The organism is Verrucomicrobium sp. GAS474, assembly GCF_900105685.1.
Lineage (GTDB): Bacteria > Verrucomicrobiota > Verrucomicrobiia > Methylacidiphilales > GAS474 > GAS474.
Window position 1 is genome coordinate 3,327,924 of sequence record NZ_LT629781.1, and the last position, 17,352, is coordinate 3,345,275.

The following is a 17,352-nucleotide window of genomic DNA, read 5'->3' on the forward strand; positions in this document are numbered from 1 at the left end:
GAGTGGATAGACCCTGAAGGAGGGTCAAGTTTATTGATTCATGTGATCTATTTAGCTTCCCACATTCGCACAAACGCCCGGTCCCCAAAAAAGGGACCGGGCGCCGCCAAACCGGAGGAGGAATTCGACCGCGAATCCCGCTTACTGGACCATGTTCACCGCCGTCTGCAGCATCTGGCTGCTGGTGGTGATGACCTTGGCGTTGGCGTCGTAACCGCGCTGGATGACGATCATGTTGGAGAACTGCGTCGCGACGTCGGCGTTGGAAAGCTCCAACGCGCCGGCCTGGGTCGCACCGACGGGGCCGGTGTCGGCCGCGTAGTAGCTCGCCGAGCCGGAGGCGGCCGTCGTGGTGTAGTAGCCCTGGCCCTGGTCGCTGAGGCCGTTCTGGTTCTGGACGCTGGCCAGCGTCACATAGCCGATGATCGCGGAAGTCCCCGCGCTGTCGGTGACGGTGATCGCGCCGTTCGTGCCGATGCTGAAACCGGAGCCGCTGATCTGGAGCGTCGTGCCGGTCGTGCTGTCGTACATCGAGGTCGGGATCTGGATGTTGCTGAGGCTCGCCTGGGCGACGGCGCCCGTCGGGGCCGTCGGCGCGGTGTAGGTGCTGCCGAGGGTGGTGTTGAACCCGAGCGAGGTCCCCGTCCCGGTGTAACCCTGGACGTAGTACCCGTCGGAGGTGCGGAGGTAGCCGTTGACGTCGGTCACGAAGTTGCCGGCGCGCGTGTAGACCGTCGCGCCCGCGGAGGCGGTGCTGGCGGTGTTCACCGTGAACATGCCGCTGCCGGAGATGCCGACGTCGGACGGGACGTCGGTCCGCTGGAAGGCGCCCTGGCTGAAGTCGGTCACGGTGCCTTCGATGCGGCTGCCGAGGCCGATGTCGAGGCCGATGGGGGTCGAGGTGTTGGCGAGGCGGGCGTTCTGGCTGAAGGCCTGGCCGAACTCGGCCGTGCTGGCCTTGAAGCCGGTAGTGTTGACGTTGGCGATGTTGTTGCCGATGACGTCCATCGCGGTCTGGTGATTGACGAGACCGCTGACTGCGGAGAAGAGGCTGCGAACCATATAATTATATCCTCGGTTGGGGTTGGCTGGGTTGCTTGCGTTATGCGGTGCTTTGAAATTACTGGGCCGTCGTGCCGGTCGACGTCGAGGACGCCGTGTTGGCCACGCTCAGGACGGTGCTCAGGTCGTAGGAGTTGTTGTTGATCGTGATCGAGGCCGTGCCGTCGGACGAGTAGGTGACGTTGTCGACCGTTCCCGTCACGGTGTCGGAGGAGAGGGTCGAGGGGGTCACGGTCACCGTCTTGCCGAGCAGGGAGTTCGCCGTGCTGTAGTTCGACAGCTTCGTCGTGTCGGTGCTCATGCCGTTGATCGCCTGGTAATTCGAGATAGCCATCATGTTCTGGACCATCGCGTTCGAGTCGGTCGTGTCGTCGGGGGACTGGTTCTGGAGCTGGGCGACGATGATCTTGTAGAAGTCGGCCGTGCTCATCGAGGCGTTCGACGAGGTCGAGGCCGTCGTCGAGCCCGAGGCCGTGGCGGAGGAGACTGTGGAGATGCTCATGGTGTTTGGATTCCGGTTACCGGTGTGCTGGTTTTCCTTGGGGTTGGATTAGGCGTAGGCCGGTTTGTTGACTGCCGCGAGTTGCCCCAGGGAATAATCCTGGCCGGCAACCGAGAAGACCGGGAATCCGTTCTCGATCCGAAGTTTGTTCAGGGCCCCGCTGACGAGCCGGCCCGAGGCGTCCTGGACGGTCACGTCGGCGCCGACGAGCTGCTGGGAGAGCGCCGTCTGCTGGTCGGGGTTGAGGGAGGAAATCGTCTTGCGCAGGTCGGCGGGGCTCATCCCGACGAGGCCCGAGGGGCTGACCGTGGTGGCGCGGCCGAGGGTGGAGGCGAAGTTCGCCGAGGCGCCGCCCGCGGTCTTCGTCGGGGCCGGGGCCAGGAGGCTGGTCGGATTCAGGCTCATGACGCCGTGGACGGCTTTGGCGGCGACGGCGGAGGCGGGAGCGATGAGGGCGGGTGACATAAGGGTGGATGGGGTGGGTTGGATTAGCGGGAAGTGAGGGAGCTGAGGGCTCCGTTCGATCCGAAAAGGGAGTCGGCCAGGGCGAGGTCCTCGGCACTGCGGGTGCTGGGGCGGTTCTGTCCGTTGGGGTTCTGTTGATTCTGCTGGGGATTGTCCTGCCGGGCGTCGCGGTTCTGCTGGTTGTCGAGCTGCGGGGGGAGCCAGACGACGTTCGCCCCGTTGCCGTTCGTGCTGCCGCGCAGGGAATCGACCTGCTGCTGGAGCCACTGGAGGGAGGTCGGATCGCTCGCGCTGAGCTGCGCCCGCACCTGGCCGCTGTTGTTGTTCTGGGAGAAAATGACCGTCACCGTCTCGCCGGGAGGCGTCTGGAGGTCGACCGAGATCCGCTGCGGCGTCGCCAGCGCGGGCTGGGCGGCGGCCTGCTTCACCAGGTCAAGGAAACGGTTCGCCGAGGCGGCGTCGACGCCGTCGGAGCCCGACTGCGGGGCCGTGGCGGCGTGCGACTGGGTTTGGGAGGAAACCGCGCCGGTCGCCCCATCCTGGGCCACGGTTCCCCTCACGCGAGCGCGGAGCTGGGCCTCGGAGAGGGAGCTCTCGTCGCGCTCCCCCGACCCCGGGGTGGAGGCCGAAGACGAGATCGTCCCGCCGCTCCCGGTGCGATAGGCCTTGAGGGCGTTGCCGAAGCTGATTTCGGTCGTCGTCCCGAGGCGGGCAGAATTTTCCGTGAAGAGACCCATTGCCGGTACTCCAGAAAAAACCGTGCCAACCTCCGTTCCATCGGCGCTCGAATCGGCAGAAAGATCCTTCGAGGCCTCTTTCCCCTTACTTTTCGCCGAAGAATCGGTGATTTCACCCGTTTTCCGGGGATCGACACTCGCGGCGAGGACGCCGAGGTCGGCCAACGAAGGTGAATTTGTTCCGCCCACCACCGTCGCAGCGGCATTATTTTCCACCACCGAACCGGCCGCGGTCACCGCAGGAGCGGTGAGAGCCGCCGCCACCTCGGCGGGAGAAGGCGCGGCGGACGAAGCCGAGGCCGTATTCGTGCCATTGGCGATATTGGAAGAAACGGAAGTCCCGAAGGCGCGGGCCGAAGAGGCAGCAGCATCGGCACTCCCCTTCCCTTGATCCTTGCCCGCCGTCTTCGCGTTGGAAGCCGTGGCGGCCTGGGCCTTGCCCGACTTCGGATCGACGGAAGCGGTCTTGGTTCCGGCGGCGGCGGTGAGAGCGGAAGCCGCATCGGGCGTCACGCCGGCGGCGGAAAGGGAGGCGGTCGTCGCCGTGGCGGCCGGGGCGGGAGCGGAGGCCGCGGCCGGAGTCGCTCCGTCGGGCAGGGTCCCCTGCCCGGGGATCGACGGAAGCGAGGCGAGCGCATCGGCGGCGGTCGAAGGGAGCGTCGCGGTCCCCGCAGCTGTCGCCGTTGCAGCAGCCGCAGTCCCCTCGGCCGGCGTCGTCGAATCCGCGCCGGGCTGGGGCAGCGGCTGGGGCGCCGCCGGGATCGGAGCCTGGGTGAAGGCCGCGATGGCCTGCATCACCGCCGAGAGCGTCGCGTCGGAAACCGTCAGCGAGGAGGCCAGGGCGTCGGCCGCATCGGTCGTCCCGGCGTCGGCGGAGGCGGAGGCATCATCGGAAGTCGCCGAGGAGGATGCCGTCGCAGAGGGATCGGCCAAGGGAGCCAGGGCCGTCGCGGCGGAAGCCCTCGCGGGATCGATCGCCGCCTCGTCGAACCAGGAGGCGAAGCTGCCGCCCTGGCCGGAGGTCGGGGCGAGCGGATCGGAGACCGTCGAAGAGGAGGACGCGGACGCGGCTCCAGCGGAGGCCGGGGCGGAAGCGCCCGGCGAAAGGGTGATAGGCATGAGGTACTCCGGATGGTTAGGGGGCGTTGGAACCCGATCCATCGGAAGTACTGTCCTTCGTCGTCCTGACGAGGTCGTTGGTGATCTGCGCGACGATCGCCTTGTCTCCGGGATATTTGCTCACCCAGAGGCTCAGCAGCTTGGCCTGGACTTTCCTGTCCATGGCCGAAGTCGACAAAATTTTTGTGACCTGCTCCGAGGGGAGCGCCCGCATGAGGTCGATGGCGCTGTCGGGCTTCATCGTCTTGTAGAGGCCGGCCAGCTCCTCGAGGCGCGGGGCCTCGCTCTCCCGGATCTTGATGAGGCGGGATTCCATGTCCTTCTGGACCTGGGCGAGGCGGTCCTTTTCCTTGTCGAGGGCCTCCCGCTCCGCGCGGATGATCTCCTCGCGGCGGGCCAGCTCGGCGTCGAGGGAGAGCGATTTTTCGTTCTTCTCGTTGAGGTCGCGCCTCCAGGAGTCGAGCTCCGAGGCGACCTTCGAGACATCCTCGAAGGTCTTCGGCACGGTCGGCGTCGAGTCGGCGAAGCTGACGTGCTTCGCATGGGGCCACGCGGGAAGCTTCACCTTGGAGAGGCTGATGAAGACCCCCCCGAGGATGCCGAAGATCATGCCCAAACCGGCGGCGATGGAGATAATGACAGGTGCCATGATGAAATTTCCTTACTCGATTCCGGCCGTTTCCCGGGCTTCGGCGGCCTCGGCCATCGCGCGCTGGGTGAATTGGTTCTGGGCCGCCTCGTCGTTCTCCCGGCGCTCGATCCGCTCGAGCTCGGCGAGGTCGTCGGCGCGGCGGCGCTCGAGGACCCGGGCGATCATGTCGGCATGGGCCTTCGCCTTCAGCGTCGCCTCGACCTGCTCGCGGCGGGCGAACTGGGCGAGGCCGAGGTGGCGGAGGTCGAGGTTGTGCTGGATCCCCGCCTCGCGGATGCAGACGTCGCGGCGGGCATACTCGTAGACCTTCATCTCCGTCGTGCCGTGGGAGAAATTGTCCTGCAGCGCCGCAAGAGAGCCCTCGCAGACGGCCTGCTGGGCCAGCTCCTCGCGCTGGCGCTCCATGAGCTTCACCTCTTCCTGCTCCAGGGCATATTCCCGGAGGCGATGGAGGATCTCCAGCGGGCGGTGTTGGGGGTTTTTGGAGCTCATGGCTTAACCTTATGCGGCCCGCTGGCCGAGGATCTGGCCGAGGAGGCTGAACGATTCCTCGACCGTGCAGGAATCCTCGACCCGCTGGCGGAGGAACTGGACGAGGCGGGGATAGACCGCGAGGGCGTGGTCGAGGTTCGTGTTGCTGCCGGGCGTGTAGGCCCCGATCTCGACGAGTTCCCGATACTGCCGCTGGATCGAGAGGATCTGGCGGGCGCGGCTGACGAGGTCGCGCTGGTCCTCGGTGATGAGGTTGCTCTGGAGACGGCTCAGGCTGTCGAGAACGTCGAGGGCGGGATAATGGTTCTCCGAGGCGAGGCGGCGGGTGAGGAGGAGGTGTCCGTCGAGGATCGAGCGGGCGCAATCGCTGACCGGATCGTTCCAGTCGTCGCCCTCGGTGAGGATCGTGTAGAAACCGGTGATGATCCCGTTGTCGAGGCAGCCCGCCTGCTCGAGGACGACGGGCATGAGGCCGAAGACCGAGGGGGGATAGCCGCGCGTCGCCGGGGGCTCCCCGACGGCGAGGCCGACTTCCCGCTGCGCCATGGCGAGGCGGGTCAGCGAGTCCATCATGAGGAGGACGTGCTTCCCCTGGGCGCGGAACCAGGCGGCGATGGTGTTCGCCGTGAAGGCGGCCTTGATCCGGGCCAGCGCGGGCTGGTCCGAGGTGGCGACGATGACGACGCTCCGCTTCAGGGCCTCGGGGCCGAGGTCGCGCTCGACGAATTCGAGGACTTCCCGGCCCCGCTCGCCGATGAGGGCGATGACGTTGATGTCGGCGTCGGCGTAGCGGCAGATCATCCCGAGGAGGGTGCTCTTGCCGACGCCCGAGCCGGCGAAGATGCCGAGGCGCTGCCCCGCGCCGGTCGTGGCGAAGGAATCGATGGCGCGGACGCCGGTGCGGAAGACGTTCTTGATCCGGGGACGCCGGGAGGGGGGCGGCACGTCCTTCACCAGCGGGGCGTAGACGGTGTTCGTCGGGAGCGGGCCGAGGTCGTCGATGGGACGTCCGAGGGGATCGATGATCCGGCCCAGGACGCCGTAGCCGACGGGGATCTGGGGCGGCGCGCCGGTCGACTGGACGCTGTCGCCGACGCCGATCCCTTCGAGGCCCTCCCAGGGCATGAGGAGGAGCTTCCCGTCGCGGAACCCGACGACCTCGGCCAGGCGGCGCTTGCGGGTCCCCTCGCAGTAGATCCAGCAGGCCTCGCCGAGGGAGGCGGGCGGTCCCTGCGACTCGACCGTCAGGCCGACGACCTTCGTCACCCGGCCCGCCACCCCGATGGGGCGCACCTGCCCCAACGCACGCGAGGTGCGGGCGACGGCGCCGGAGAAGGAGGTGGGCTTGGGCATGCGGTTGGCTTTAGAATGGGTTAGCTGTCGAGTCCCGTGCGGATCTGGGAGAGCTTCGAGTGGCGGCGGCCGTCGACCACGCCGAGGTCGGTGTGGATCATGTACTCGCCCCGGGCGAGGTCGGCGTTCCCCTTCCACTGGATCCGACCGCTGTGGATCGAGAGGTCGAGTTTCTCGACCCGCGCCTGGAGCGTGGCGAGGGCGTCGGGGGCGATCTCGATCGTGATCGACTGGGCCTGGTGGACCTCGCCGAGGAGGGCGGCGACTTCGCGCCCCATTTCCTCCTGGGTGAAATCGTGCTCGCGGAAGACCCGTCCCAGCGCCGCCATGAGGAGGTCGGGGAGATGGCCCTCGGCGGTGCGGATCAATTCCTGGAGGACGTTGTCCATCTGGGCGAGGACGGCCTGGAGGGCGCGGGCGTCGGCCTGCCGCGCCGCCTCGGTTTCCCGGAGCGCCATGAGGCGTCCGGCGCGGACGCCGGCCTCGTAGGAGCCGTCGTAGAGGGTCTCGTAGATCGGCGACTCGTCGGCCGCCCTCCCCTCCCCTTCCACCGGCTCGACGGCGATCACCGGGATCGGCCGCAGGCGGCGAACCTTGATGCAATCGACCGAAAACGGGACGGTGACCTGGAAGGTGTTCATGGAAGGGCGTTACGTTGATTGACGCGCGTCAGACGAGTTCGTTGCGGCCGCCGCCGCCCTTGCTGACGGTGATTTCGCCGTTCGACTCGAGTTCGCGGACGACCTCGATGATCTTTTCCTGCGCTTCCTCGACGTCGGTGAGGCGGACGGGAGGCATGTATTGGATTTCTTCCTGGAGACCCTCGGCGGCGCGCTTCGAGAGGCTGTTGAGGACCGCCGACTTGAGGCGCTCGGAGGCCGTCTTGAGGGCCACGGCGAGCTGGTGGTAATCGACCTCGCGGAGGATGCGGGCCATGGTCTGCTTGTCCATGTCGCCGATGTCCTCGAAGACGAAGAGGAGTTTCTGGATGTTCTTCGCCAGGTCGGGGTTCCGCTCCTCGAGGCCGGTGAGGACCTGCTTCGAGATCGAGTCCTCCAGCGCGTTGATGACCTCCGCGAGGATGCGGGCGCCGCCGGAGCTGGTGACGGAAAGGGTGTTCTTCAGCGCGACGCGGCGCTTGATGTGGTTGAGGATCTGCTCGACGACCTCGGAGGAGGTCGGCTCCATCGTGGCGATCCGCTCGACGATGTCGGTGCGGAGGTCGGCGCTGATGAGGGAGAGGACCTCGGCGCAGCGGGCGGGATCGAGGTAGGAAAGGACGAGGGCCCAGGTCTGGATCTGCTCCTTGCGGAGGAGGTTGATCAGCTGGCGGGGCTGGATGTCGCGGAGGACGGTGATGTCGACGTTGCGGGCCTTGTTCGGCGCGATGCGGTTGATCAGCTCGTTGGCCTTGAAGCTGCCGATGGAACGCTCCAGCACGTCCTTGGCGAACTGGGGGCCGCCCGCCGCCGAGGCGACGGCGTCGACCGCGACGCCGGTGAATTCCTTGAGGAGCGCCTTCTGCGTCTCGACGGGGACGAAGTCGATCCGGGCCATTTCGGTCGTGACTTCCTCGACGTCGCGCTCGTCGAAATCGTTGAGGATCTGCGCGGCGATGTCCTTGCCGAGGACGACGAGGAGGGCGGCGAGGCGCTGCTTCTTCGACCACCCGCGCAGGGGATCGACGACTTCGTTTGCGCCCGGCTTGCCGGGAACGGCGAGGGCTTTTGTCGGGGTTTCAGCGGCGGCGGCCATAATATTTTTCCTTTTTTGGAAACTCTATCGCATCAGTTGCGCATCATCCAGACCTTGATTGCCTGGGAAGTATTGCCCGGATTGTCCCGGATCAGCTTGCCCAGCTCGTCGGCGGAGAGGGCGGAGGGGGCCACCCGCTGCTCGTCGGCCTCGGCGAGGGCGTCGTCGGCCATCTTCTTGTAGCGGTTCAGGATGCTGGAGAACTCCCCGGAGGTGTCGTTCTCGAAGCCGTTGGAGGTCTTCAGCATGCCGCGGAGGTAGAGGAGGACGAGGACCGCCAGGAGGATGAGGATGCCCTGGCTGACGTAGCTGAGCCACTCTTCCTTCAGGCCGAGGACGGTCTTGGCCGGCTCCATCGGGACTTCCTCGAACATCTGGGTGAACTCGGTCTCGTTGACCGAGACCATGTCCTTGCGGTCGCCCGTGTTCGTGTAGCCGATGGCCTGCTGCACCATCTCGGTCAGCTTCTGGATTTCCTGGGGCGTCCGGGGCGTCACCGTCTGGGCCGCGCCGGTGCCGGTCTTGCGGACGTTGACGAAGACGGCGGCGGTGAGCCGGACGGGAACCCCCATCGCCTTCGAGGTGCTCTGGACGACGCGGTTCATGTTGTAATGGTTCGCCTGGCTCTCCTTCGTGGCGTCGCTCTCGTTGGAGGTCTTGCCGGTGTCCTGGTTCTGCTCGGTGTTGGTCTTGGAGCCGACCGTGGCGTCGGTGCCGGAGGTCTTGCTGTGGGTCGACTCGTTGGAGATCGTCTCCTGGCTGATGACCTGGCTCTTCGGGTCGAACTGCTCCGAGGTCTGCTGGACGGCGTCGAAATTGAGGTCGGCCGAGATCTGGACCGAGGACTGGTTCATGCCGAGGGTCTGGTCGAGCATCACCTGGACCTTCTGGCGGAGGTAATCCTCGTAGGCCTTCTTCGCGGCCAGCTGCGTGTTGCTGAGCGCGCCGAGGCTGTTGCCCTCGTCGTTCTCGACGAGGGACTTCCCGGTCGAGTCGACGATGCTGACGTGGTTCGGCTGGAGGCCCTCGACGCTGTTCGCGACGAGGAACTGGATCGCCTTGATCTGGTTCGGCCCGAGGCTGCGGCCCGATTTGAGGAGGAGGAAGACGGAGGCCTTCGCCTCCTTCTGGTCCTTCTGGAAGAGGCGCTGCTCCGGGGTGACGATCATGACGCGGGCCTGCTCGACGTCGTCCATGTGGCGGATCGTCCGGGCGAGTTCGCCCTGGATGGCGCGGTTGTAGTTCGCCTTCTGCATGAAGTCGGGCATGCCGAAGCTCGGCTTGTCGAAGAGCTCGAAGCCGGAACCGCCCGCCGTGTCGTCGGCGCGGGGGATGCCCGACTCGGCCAGGCCGAGGCGGAGGCCGTCGACCTCCGTGGAGGGGACGCGGACCGTGCGGCCCTGGTCGGCCAGCTCGTAGGGGACTTTCTTCTGCTTCAGGAAGTCGACGACCTTCGCCGCCTCGGTGATCTGCATGCCCCCGAAGAGGACGTCCATCTTCGGCTTGTTGGCCGAGTAGACGATGACGGTGGTCAACGCGATGATCATGACCGCGGCGGCGATGAGGATCGGCATCCGGCGGTTGGCCGGGATCCCGGTCCAGACCTGCTGCACATTCTTGAAAAGTTCGTTCATTGAGGGGTTTCCTTACTCTTGACTCTGGGGCGTTGTCTCCTGGGCATCCTTGCGCTGCTCAAATCTGCATCCGCATCACTTCCTGGTAGGAATCGACGGCTTTGTTTCTCATCTCGGCCAAAAGCTTGAAGGCGACGCTCGACTCCTGCGAGGCGACCATCGCCTCGTCGAGGGTCGTCTTGCCGCCCATGAGGACGTCGCGGACCTTCTCGCCCGCCGAGGCCTGGTAATCGTTCACCGAGTTGATCATCTTCACGATCGTCCCGCCGCCGTCGGCGCTGGAGAGGCCGCTGGTCGACGTGCTGGGGGCGAAGGCGGAAACCGCGTCGGTCCCCTGCGCCGGGGTGGCCCCGCCGACCGGCTTCGGCAGCTCGAAGGAGAACGACATCCCGTTCCCCTGCTGGATCATGTGATTCCCGACGACGTTCGGGGCGGCGGCACCGGTGCCGGAGGCGGCGGAGGTCACCGAGGAGAGGGCGGAAATGAAGTCGATCATGGCCGGTTATCTTTTACGCTTCGGCGATCTGCATCGCCTGGGTCACCATCTGGCGGGCGTTCTTGATCACCTCGAGGTTCGCCTCGTAGGCGCGGCTGGAGGTCATCATGTCGACCATCTCGTCGACGATGTTGACGTTCGGCATCTTCACGAAGCCCTTGGCGTCGGCGTGCGGATGGCCGGGCATGTAGATGTTCTGGAAAGGGGTCGGGTCGTCGACGATCTTGCCGATCTTGACGCCGGTCGCCTTGTTCCCCGCCGCCTGGGCCTGGTCGAGGACCGGGGCGAAGATGACTTCCTTGCGCCGGTAGGGCAGCCCGTCGGGGCCGCGCGTCGTCTGCGCGTTGGTGATGTTGGAGGCAACGATTTCGAGCCGCGTCCGCTCGGCCTGGAGGCCGGAGGAGCTGATGTCGATGGCGGGGATCAGATTGGCCATGGTCGTTTCTCGTTAGCGTCGGGTTAGCTGGTCTTGCCGGTGATCGCGTCCTTGAGGGCCGAGTACTTCAGGGCCAGGAGCTTCGCGGAGAAGGAGTAATTCGCGCTGTTCTTCATCATCTCGGTCACTTCCTGATCGAGGTTCACCGTGTTCCCGTCGTAGCGGGCCGGGTTCTGGAGATCGGCGGTGTCGAAGGCGGCCTTCGGCGTCGCGGAGAGCGGGGAACCCTGGTCGAGGTTCTTCAGGGCGCTGTTCAGGTCGTTCTGGAAGGAAGTGGTGAGATCGACCCGCTTGTACCCGGGGGTATTGCTATTGACGATATTGCTCGCGAGCGCCACCTGACGCGCCGAGCTGGCCTGAAGGGTCAGCTTCAGGCTGGAAAGGGTGGGATCGTTGAAGATCTGTCCGACGCCGTCACTCATGTTGCAGATTAGTTAGCAAACCTCATGCCATGGGGTATGGCATTTTTTCACAAATAACTCTGAATAAGATATTTGCATAAGATAAAACTTTTATTTTAGACGCTATTTTGCGCGAAAATCGGCGAAATGTGGATATTTTTTCCCGTCCAGGAATCGGCAAAATATTCCCAACCTCCTCTTAGGACCGTCGAAGGGAAAATCAGTCCTCCCACAGAATCGAGACCGGGACCCGGGTCGCGAGGACATTGGCGTGGGTGATCACCCGGGCGTAATCGCTATCGAAGCGGTAGCCGCGGCAGGTCGGGCAGAGGGAGACGTTCTTCGAGAGGATCGATTCGCACCCCTCGCAGACCTTGTAATTGCCCGGAGCGCCGACAATGCGGGCGGCCCGCTGCATCCGGTCATGGAGCAACGGGGCGGGAGCGGCAGCCACGGACGATAAGATCGGCTTCGCACTCATGCTTGGGTGCGAAGGAGATAGGCTCTTTTATGAACTGAGACAAGATTTTTATATTAAAATACGTAAAAACAAGCCTGTTGCACATTAACCTAAAGCGCGCTTTCTTATAGGGAGCAATGAAAGATGCGCTTCCGTGGGCTGAGGATGGGGCTGGTCTCCACAAGACCTTTGTTTTCGACGATTTCAAGGCCGCGATCGGGTTCACCGTCGAGGTGGCCCGCCTGGCCGAGGATGCCGACCATCATCCCGATATCGATCTCCGCTGGAACAAGGTCACCCTGACCCTCGTCACCCACAGCGCGGGCAACAAGATCACCGAGAAAGACCGTTCCCTGGCGGACCGGATCGACAAGATCCCGGCGGAGACGGTGGCCCTGCGGACGCAGGGGGTCTTTACGCTCGATTGGACGGCGTAAGCCGTCTTTACCGCTTGCGGCGAACGCCGATCTTCTTCCTCGGCTTCGCGGTGGCGGGCGTGGTGGAGAAGAGGGCGGTGTAGCGGTAAGGGAACTCCTCGAGCTTCTGCCGCTCGACCTTCTGGCCGATGAAACGCTCGATCGACTCGACTTCCTTGATCTCTTCGGCCGTGATCAGCGTGAAGGCGTCGCCCGTCGTGTCGGCGCGGCCCGTCCGGCCGATGCGGTGGACGTAGTCTTCCGCATGGAGGGGGACGTCGAAGTTGATGACGTGGCTGACTCCCTGGATGTCGATGCCGCGCGCGGCGAGGTCGGTGGCGACGAGAACCTCGAAGGTCCCGTTCTTGAACCCGGCGAGGGCCTCGGTTCGCTCACCCTGGGAGCGATCCGAATGGAGGACGGCGACCGAGTGGCCCGATTCCTCGAGGCGGGCCGCGATGACGTCGGCCCCGGCCTTCGTCCGGGAGAAGATGATGACGCTGTGGTAGCTCGTCTTTTCGAGGAGCGCCTGGAGCAGCTCGTGCTTCTGCATCACCGAGACGGGATAGAAGTAGTGGCTGACGGTCTCGGCGGGGGAGCGGCGGCCGCCGATCTCGATCACTTCGGGCTCCTTCAGGACGAAGGAAGCGAGGCGCTCGATCTCCGGGGGCATCGTGGCGGTGAAGAGGAGCGACTGGCGGCCCTCCTCCGAGGTCGGCGTCGCGCCGACGATCCGGCGGACGTCGGGGATGAAGCCCATGTCGAGCATCCGGTCGACCTCGTCGAGGACGAGGTGCCGGACGCCGCCGAGCTTCAGGGTCCCCTTTTCCAGATGGTCGAGGAGGCGGCCGGGGGTCGCGACGACGATGTCGACGCCCGAGGCGAGGGCCTCTTCCTGGCTGCCGTAGCCGACGCCGCCGAAGAGTGCCGTGACCTTGAGATTCGTGTAGCGGATGAAGTCGCGGAACGCCTCGTCGACCTGGGCGGCGAGTTCCCGCGTCGGCTCGAGGACGAGGACCCGGGGTCCGCCCTTCTGGTGGTCGCCGAGGCGGCTCAAAATGGGGAGGCCGAAGGCGGCGGTCTTGCCCGTGCCGGTCTGGGCGGCCGCGATCAAATCCTTGCCGGACAGGACGGCCGGGATGGCACGGAGCTGGATCGGCGTCGGGTCGACATAACCCAGGCACTGAACTCCGTGAACGATGGCCTCGGAAAGGCCGAATTCCTGAAACGACATCGCGGCAATCTACCGGAAGCGGAAAACCGCGCAAGGTTTCCTTTAAAACAAGGGGGACTCGATGCTATAAAACTTCGGATGACTGTCGTTTCCGCCCTCCTTTTCCTCCTTCTCGGTGCCCTCCTCGGCTTCCTGGCCGCCTTCTGGCTCCGCCGCGACGCCGGGACCGAGACCGCCGTCCTGAAGGAGCGCCTGGAGCAGGAGCGGAAGCAGAACGCCGAGAAGCTCGCCGCCGTCGAGGCCGCCCACCGGGACGGCCAGATCGCCCTCTCCAACGCCTTCAAGACCCTCTCCGGCGAGGCCCTGGAGGCCAACAACCGCCGCTTCCTCGAAATGGCGAAGACCAGCCTCGCCACCTTCCAGGAAGGGGCGAAGGTTGACCTCGACAAGCGCCAGACCTCGATCGTCGAGCTGATGAAACCGGTGCGGGAAAGCCTCGAGCGGTTCGAGGGGAAGATCGGCGAGATCGAGAAAAGCCGCGTCGGGGCCTACGAGGGCCTCCGCCAACACCTCGAGACGATGGGCCAGACCCAGGAAAAGCTCCGCCTCGAGGCCTCCAACCTCGTCCGCGCCCTCCGCGCCCCCGCCACCCGGGGCCGGTGGGGGGAAATCCAGCTCCGCCGCGTCGTCGAGATGGCCGGGATGGTCGAGTATTGCGACTTCACCGAACAGGAGAGCGCCACCACCGATACCGGCCGCCTCCGCCCCGACCTCATCGTCCGCCTCCCCTCGAAGAAGAGCATCGTCGTCGACGCCAAGGCTCCCCTCTCCTCCTACCTCGAAGCCGCCGAGGCCCAGGACGACGAGACCCGCCTCCTGAAGCTCCGCGACCACGCCCGCCAGATCCGCGACCACATCGCCGCGCTGAGCCGGAAGAGCTACTGGGAACAGTTCACCCCCTCGCCCGAGTTCGTCGTCCTCTTCCTGCCGGGGGAAAACTTCTTCGGCGCGGCGCTGGAGCACGATCCCGGCCTCATCGAGGCGGGGGTCGAGAAGCGGGTCATCCTCGCCACGCCGACGACGCTGATCGCCCTCCTCCAGGCCGTCGCCTACGGCTGGCGGCAGGAGAGCCTCGCCGCGAACGCCCAGGAAATCAGCGCCCTCGGCACCGAACTCCACAAGCGCCTCGCCACCATGACCGACCACTGGAACGACATGGGAAAGCACCTCGGCCAATCGGTCGACGCCTACAACAAGGCGACCTCCTCCCTCACCAGCCGCGTCCTCGTCACCGCCCGGAAGTTCAAGGAACTCGACGCCGCCCACGCCGCCGCCGAACTCCCCGACGCCCTCCCCGTGGCGAAGATCATCGAGGCTGGGAAGCTCGGCGAGCTGGGGCTCTGATCGGGAGCCGACCCCAGGGTCAACGCCCTTCCTTGAGAACGAAGAGACGCATGCCGTCGGCCTCGGTCCGCAAGGCGTAGTGCTCGTTCACATAGCGGCCCACTTCGGGGAAACGGTCGATCCCCTCGGTCGCCCGGTCGTGGAAGAGGTAACTGCCCGGCCCCACCGCCTCGACGAACAGCCGGGGACGATTCCTCGCGAGGTCGTGAAGAAACCGGGCCTGATAGAACGCCTGCCGCGGCCCTCCGCCGATCGCCATGTCGGTCGAGGGCTCCCGCGTCCCGAGGGGGAGGCCTGCGAAGACCGCCAACTCCGGGGACCATCCCCAGATCGCGATCCGGTCGCCGGGCCGGGCCTCGGCCTGGACCGCCCGGGCCATCGGCGAATCGACCGGGCAACGAGTCACGAGAAGCGTCCGCCCATAGCCCTTCGTGTACTTGGCCAGGAAGAGGAGCGGAACCGCCGCGCAGAGAAGGAATGGGGCGAGACGCGGGAACCGTTCCGCCTGCCCCCAGAGCAACGCCATGAGAAGGAAGATCCCCAACGCCGAGAAATGGTGGAAATGGGGAATCTCCACCAAGACCACAACGAAGAGGGCGATGCCCACCCACCCCCACCGCTTCCCCACCTGCGCCCGCGCCAGGGCGAAGAGAACGAGGAGCACAGCCACACAGACCGCCGCCGCAGGCCACGCCATCACGCGGGACCCGCCGGTTCCCCTCGGCGCATAATAAAAGACCACGATCCCGCCCCAGACGATCAAGCCGGCCAGAAGCGCCCCCGGAATCGACCACCCCCGCCGACCAGCAAAGAGCGCCTGCCGCGCCCCGATCGTCATCAGGACCGCCAAGGCCGGAAGGAGATAAAGGATGTAATGGAACGTCCCCTTCCCCGAAGTCGTCACCGCAACGACGGCCACGAGGAAGAAGCCGAGCGCCCAGGAAAGGATCCACCGCCCCTGCCGCCGCCTCCACGCGGGGAAAACCAGGCAGAGCAGGAGAAAGGAAAGCATCATCGAAAGGACGTGAACCGCCGTCTTCGGATTGAAGAGGAACTCGAGGGCAACGTCGCCACGCTGGAGCAGGCCCACCCCCTTGCTGTACTCGACGGCCCAGACGATGTAGGCGTTCCAAAAATCGCCGACAGCCCCCTGGCTTTGGAGAAAGGCGAAAAACAGCGCCAGCGGCACCCCCGCCCCGCCGACCAGGAAGCCAGCCGCCTTCCATCCCCCCGGCTTCCGCACCGCGAGGCCCAACCCCGTTAACCCAAGGAAGAGCGCCTCGGGCGCTCCCTGCAGCTTCACGAAGGGCTGCAGCGCGAGCACCCCCCCCAGCGCCGCCAGATCGAACCGCAGCCAGCCGACCGCCGTCCCCTTCCAGATCCGGGCCAACAGCCAGAGGGCGGCCCCGAAGAGCGGGAGCGAGAGATGCTCGCTGCTGTAGTGGATCCATTCGATATGGATCGCCAGGGCGAAGAAGAGGAAGAACGGAAAGACCGAGAGCCGGGCCAGCGGCTCCCCGAAGAGACGCCGGACGGCGAGCCAGAAAAAGAGGAGGAAGAGCCCCTCGTCGAAGATCGCCGTGATCCGCTCGGTGATAAAGCTGAGGGGAAGGCCGAAGGGGGCGGTCCACAACAGCTGGAGCGCGATCAGGGGGCCGCCCGAATAGCTGTCGACATCGCGCCAGGGGACGATCCCGTGGAGGTCGCGGTAGGTGATCGCCTCGGCGAGGAAGACATCCTCGTCGGTGTTGAACGGGAGGGGAAAGAGGATCGTCGGGACGCGGAGGGCGTAGACGGCGAGGAAGAGGCCGAGGGCGAAGAGCCAGGGCCGGTCCCAGGCGGGACGCCGCGCCTTCGGCAGGAACGAGGACCAGGCCAGCATCGCCATCCCCGCGACGAGCGCCAGGCCCGTCCCCTGGGAAAGCAGCGGGAAAAGAGCGGGACTGGAAAACATAGTCTGGGCTGCGAGGCCAAGGTTCTGGCTTTTATTTCCATTGAAAAGAAAAAAAAGTCTGTTTGAGTTTGGGGCGCATGAAGCCCACCCCGATCGTCCCTCTGACTGAACCGGTCTCCATCCTGATGCCGGTGTGCAACGAGGCCGACGTGATCCGCGGCGTCGTCGAGGAATGGATCGAGGACGTCGTGCGGCACCTCCCCGCGGGCTCCGAATTCGTCTTCGAGGACGGGAACAGCACCGACGGCACCCGCGAGATCCTCCGCGAGCTCGCGGCGAAGCATCCCTTCCTCCGGGTCGTCGAGCAGCCGATGCGGGACGGCTTCGCGGCGGCGACCCGCCGCCTCTACAACGAGGCACGCTGCCCCTGGATCTTCTTCACCGATTCCGACGGCCAGTACGTCGCCGCCGATTTCTGGAAGGTGGCCCGCTACGCCGGCCAATACGACCTCATCCACGGCGCGAAGATCGGGCGGAAGGATCCCTGGCTCCGCCGCTACGCCTCGGCGATCTTCAACAAGCTGACCTGGTTCTTCTTCGGCGTCCCCTACCTCGACGTCAACTCGGCCTTCCGGCTGATGCGGACCGCCATGGTCCTCGACATCCTCCCCCGGACGACCTGCATGCCGACCCTCCTCAACACGGAGCTCCTCCTCCGCGCCGAGCTGGAGAACTACACGATCAAGCAGGTCTACGTCCTCCACCGCGTCCGCCGCTTCGGCGTCAGCCGGGGTCTGCCTCCGGGGCGTTTCGCGTCCGAGTCGTGGCGGGCGTTTATTGGCCTTCTTAATATTAAGAAGAGCTATCGGGCGTAGGGGGCGCGCCACGCTGTGACCCTGA

Annotated in this window: 19 protein-coding genes; 3 read left to right on the plus strand and 16 right to left on the minus strand. The window is 65.7% G+C overall.

The genetic code is table 11. The annotated features are described in order from the left end of the window. Positions 1 to 141: 141 nt before the first annotated feature. From BLU04_RS14065 to BLU04_RS14130, 14 genes are all read right to left on the minus strand, one after another. Positions 142 to 1,062, minus strand: a complete 921-nt coding sequence (locus BLU04_RS14065) for a flagellar hook-basal body complex protein (protein ID WP_093287377.1) — start codon at positions 1,060 to 1,062, stop codon at positions 142 to 144. A 58-nt stretch (positions 1,063 to 1,120) separates the two neighbouring features. Beyond that, positions 1,121 to 1,564 (minus strand): flagellar hook capping FlgD N-terminal domain-containing protein, encoded by a 444-nt coding sequence (locus tag BLU04_RS14070; protein ID WP_093287380.1) that lies wholly within the window; start codon positions 1,562 to 1,564, stop codon positions 1,121 to 1,123. A 48-nt stretch (positions 1,565 to 1,612) separates the two neighbouring features. Further along, positions 1,613 to 2,029 (minus strand): hypothetical protein, encoded by a 417-nt coding sequence (locus BLU04_RS14075; protein WP_093287382.1) that lies wholly within the window; start codon positions 2,027 to 2,029, stop codon positions 1,613 to 1,615. Between the two features lie 23 nt (positions 2,030 to 2,052). Next, a complete protein-coding gene (locus tag BLU04_RS14080; protein WP_093287385.1) occupies positions 2,053 to 3,885 on the minus strand; it encodes a hypothetical protein in 1,833 nt (610 codons plus the stop codon). A 16-nt stretch (positions 3,886 to 3,901) separates the two neighbouring features. Beyond that, the gene (locus BLU04_RS14085; protein WP_093287387.1) at positions 3,902 to 4,534 is read right to left on the minus strand and encodes a hypothetical protein; all 633 of its coding nucleotides are present in this window, start codon (positions 4,532 to 4,534) and stop codon (positions 3,902 to 3,904) included. Positions 4,535 to 4,546: 12 nt separating this feature from the next. Then, entirely contained in the window at positions 4,547 to 5,029 is a 483-nt protein-coding gene (locus BLU04_RS14090) for a hypothetical protein (RefSeq protein ID WP_093287390.1), read from the minus strand. A 9-nt stretch (positions 5,030 to 5,038) separates the two neighbouring features. Then, positions 5,039 to 6,382, minus strand: a complete 1,344-nt coding sequence (locus BLU04_RS14095) for a FliI/YscN family ATPase (RefSeq protein ID WP_093287393.1) — start codon at positions 6,380 to 6,382, stop codon at positions 5,039 to 5,041. A gap of 20 nt (positions 6,383 to 6,402) precedes the next feature. Further along, positions 6,403 to 7,023 carry a FliH/SctL family protein gene (locus BLU04_RS14100; protein ID WP_093287394.1) on the minus strand — a complete coding sequence of 207 codons (621 nt, stop codon included), beginning with the start codon at positions 7,021 to 7,023 and terminating at the stop codon, positions 6,403 to 6,405. A gap of 28 nt (positions 7,024 to 7,051) precedes the next feature. After that, positions 7,052 to 8,137: a flagellar motor switch protein FliG gene (gene fliG / locus BLU04_RS14105; protein WP_093287397.1), complete on the minus strand. Its 1,086-nt coding sequence runs from the start codon at positions 8,135 to 8,137 to the stop codon at positions 7,052 to 7,054. A gap of 32 nt (positions 8,138 to 8,169) precedes the next feature. Next, on the minus strand, positions 8,170 to 9,771 hold the full coding sequence (gene fliF, locus BLU04_RS14110; protein WP_093287399.1) for a flagellar basal-body MS-ring/collar protein FliF: 1,602 nt from the start codon (positions 9,769 to 9,771) through the stop codon (positions 8,170 to 8,172). A 58-nt stretch (positions 9,772 to 9,829) separates the two neighbouring features. Continuing rightward, positions 9,830 to 10,267 carry a flagellar hook-basal body complex protein FliE gene (fliE, locus tag BLU04_RS14115; protein ID WP_093287402.1) on the minus strand — a complete coding sequence of 146 codons (438 nt, stop codon included), beginning with the start codon at positions 10,265 to 10,267 and terminating at the stop codon, positions 9,830 to 9,832. 13 nt (positions 10,268 to 10,280) lie between these two features. Then, on the minus strand, positions 10,281 to 10,703 hold the full coding sequence (flgC, locus tag BLU04_RS14120) for a flagellar basal body rod protein FlgC (RefSeq protein WP_093287404.1): 423 nt from the start codon (positions 10,701 to 10,703) through the stop codon (positions 10,281 to 10,283). A gap of 23 nt (positions 10,704 to 10,726) precedes the next feature. Further along, positions 10,727 to 11,125, minus strand: coding sequence for a flagellar basal body rod protein FlgB (gene flgB / locus BLU04_RS14125; protein ID WP_093287407.1), 399 nt, complete (start codon positions 11,123 to 11,125; stop codon positions 10,727 to 10,729). Between the two features lie 199 nt (positions 11,126 to 11,324). Further along, the gene (locus BLU04_RS14130; protein WP_093287409.1) at positions 11,325 to 11,585 is read right to left on the minus strand and encodes a hypothetical protein; all 261 of its coding nucleotides are present in this window, start codon (positions 11,583 to 11,585) and stop codon (positions 11,325 to 11,327) included. Positions 11,586 to 11,701: 116 nt separating this feature from the next. Here BLU04_RS14130 and BLU04_RS14135 point away from each other — a divergent pair, with 116 nt between their 5' ends. Further along, positions 11,702 to 12,001 (plus strand): 4a-hydroxytetrahydrobiopterin dehydratase, encoded by a 300-nt coding sequence (locus tag BLU04_RS14135; protein ID WP_093287412.1) that lies wholly within the window; start codon positions 11,702 to 11,704, stop codon positions 11,999 to 12,001. Positions 12,002 to 12,008: 7 nt separating this feature from the next. On the opposite strand, the gene BLU04_RS14140 is transcribed toward BLU04_RS14135, so the two are convergent. Next, positions 12,009 to 13,214: a DEAD/DEAH box helicase gene (locus BLU04_RS14140; protein ID WP_157895372.1), complete on the minus strand. Its 1,206-nt coding sequence runs from the start codon at positions 13,212 to 13,214 to the stop codon at positions 12,009 to 12,011. A gap of 78 nt (positions 13,215 to 13,292) precedes the next feature. Between BLU04_RS14140 and BLU04_RS14145 the strand changes: the two genes are divergently transcribed. Next, positions 13,293 to 14,558: a DNA recombination protein RmuC gene (locus BLU04_RS14145; protein WP_093287414.1), complete on the plus strand. Its 1,266-nt coding sequence runs from the start codon at positions 13,293 to 13,295 to the stop codon at positions 14,556 to 14,558. A 19-nt stretch (positions 14,559 to 14,577) separates the two neighbouring features. Here BLU04_RS14145 and BLU04_RS14150 read toward each other — a convergent pair whose 3' ends face one another. After that, the gene (locus BLU04_RS14150; RefSeq protein WP_093287417.1) at positions 14,578 to 16,512 is read right to left on the minus strand and encodes a hypothetical protein; all 1,935 of its coding nucleotides are present in this window, start codon (positions 16,510 to 16,512) and stop codon (positions 14,578 to 14,580) included. 77 nt (positions 16,513 to 16,589) lie between these two features. On the opposite strand from BLU04_RS14150, the gene BLU04_RS14155 reads away from it, so the two are divergent. Beyond that, positions 16,590 to 17,327: a glycosyltransferase family 2 protein gene (locus BLU04_RS14155; protein WP_093287420.1), complete on the plus strand. Its 738-nt coding sequence runs from the start codon at positions 16,590 to 16,592 to the stop codon at positions 17,325 to 17,327. Positions 17,328 to 17,352: the final 25 nt, after the last annotated feature.

What these genes read in the sequence shown, in the direction of transcription:
- BLU04_RS14065 (WP_093287377.1), bottom strand. Translation starts at nt 1,062, where the DNA reads ATGGTTCGCAGCCTCTTCTCCGCAGTCAGCGGTCTCGTCAATCACCAG.
- BLU04_RS14070 (WP_093287380.1), bottom strand. Translation starts at nt 1,564, where the DNA reads ATGAGCATCTCCACAGTCTCCTCCGCCACGGCCTCGGGCTCGACGACG.
- BLU04_RS14075 (WP_093287382.1), bottom strand. Translation starts at nt 2,029, where the DNA reads ATGTCACCCGCCCTCATCGCTCCCGCCTCCGCCGTCGCCGCCAAAGCC.
- BLU04_RS14080 (WP_093287385.1), bottom strand. Translation starts at nt 3,885, where the DNA reads ATGCCTATCACCCTTTCGCCGGGCGCTTCCGCCCCGGCCTCCGCTGGA.
- BLU04_RS14085 (WP_093287387.1), bottom strand. Translation starts at nt 4,534, where the DNA reads ATGGCACCTGTCATTATCTCCATCGCCGCCGGTTTGGGCATGATCTTC.
- BLU04_RS14090 (WP_093287390.1), bottom strand. Translation starts at nt 5,029, where the DNA reads ATGAGCTCCAAAAACCCCCAACACCGCCCGCTGGAGATCCTCCATCGC.
- BLU04_RS14095 (WP_093287393.1), bottom strand. Translation starts at nt 6,382, where the DNA reads ATGCCCAAGCCCACCTCCTTCTCCGGCGCCGTCGCCCGCACCTCGCGT.
- BLU04_RS14100 (WP_093287394.1), bottom strand. Translation starts at nt 7,023, where the DNA reads ATGAACACCTTCCAGGTCACCGTCCCGTTTTCGGTCGATTGCATCAAG.
- fliG (WP_093287397.1), bottom strand. Translation starts at nt 8,137, where the DNA reads ATGGCCGCCGCCGCTGAAACCCCGACAAAAGCCCTCGCCGTTCCCGGC.
- fliF (WP_093287399.1), bottom strand. Translation starts at nt 9,771, where the DNA reads ATGAACGAACTTTTCAAGAATGTGCAGCAGGTCTGGACCGGGATCCCG.
- fliE (WP_093287402.1), bottom strand. Translation starts at nt 10,267, where the DNA reads ATGATCGACTTCATTTCCGCCCTCTCCTCGGTGACCTCCGCCGCCTCC.
- flgC (WP_093287404.1), bottom strand. Translation starts at nt 10,703, where the DNA reads ATGGCCAATCTGATCCCCGCCATCGACATCAGCTCCTCCGGCCTCCAG.
- flgB (WP_093287407.1), bottom strand. Translation starts at nt 11,125, where the DNA reads ATGAGTGACGGCGTCGGACAGATCTTCAACGATCCCACCCTTTCCAGC.
- BLU04_RS14130 (WP_093287409.1), bottom strand. Translation starts at nt 11,585, where the DNA reads ATGAGTGCGAAGCCGATCTTATCGTCCGTGGCTGCCGCTCCCGCCCCG.
- BLU04_RS14135 (WP_093287412.1), top strand. Translation starts at nt 11,702, where the DNA reads ATGAAAGATGCGCTTCCGTGGGCTGAGGATGGGGCTGGTCTCCACAAG.
- BLU04_RS14140 (WP_157895372.1), bottom strand. Translation starts at nt 13,214, where the DNA reads ATGTCGTTTCAGGAATTCGGCCTTTCCGAGGCCATCGTTCACGGAGTT.
- BLU04_RS14145 (WP_093287414.1), top strand. Translation starts at nt 13,293, where the DNA reads ATGACTGTCGTTTCCGCCCTCCTTTTCCTCCTTCTCGGTGCCCTCCTC.
- BLU04_RS14150 (WP_093287417.1), bottom strand. Translation starts at nt 16,512, where the DNA reads ATGTTTTCCAGTCCCGCTCTTTTCCCGCTGCTTTCCCAGGGGACGGGC.
- BLU04_RS14155 (WP_093287420.1), top strand. Translation starts at nt 16,590, where the DNA reads ATGAAGCCCACCCCGATCGTCCCTCTGACTGAACCGGTCTCCATCCTG.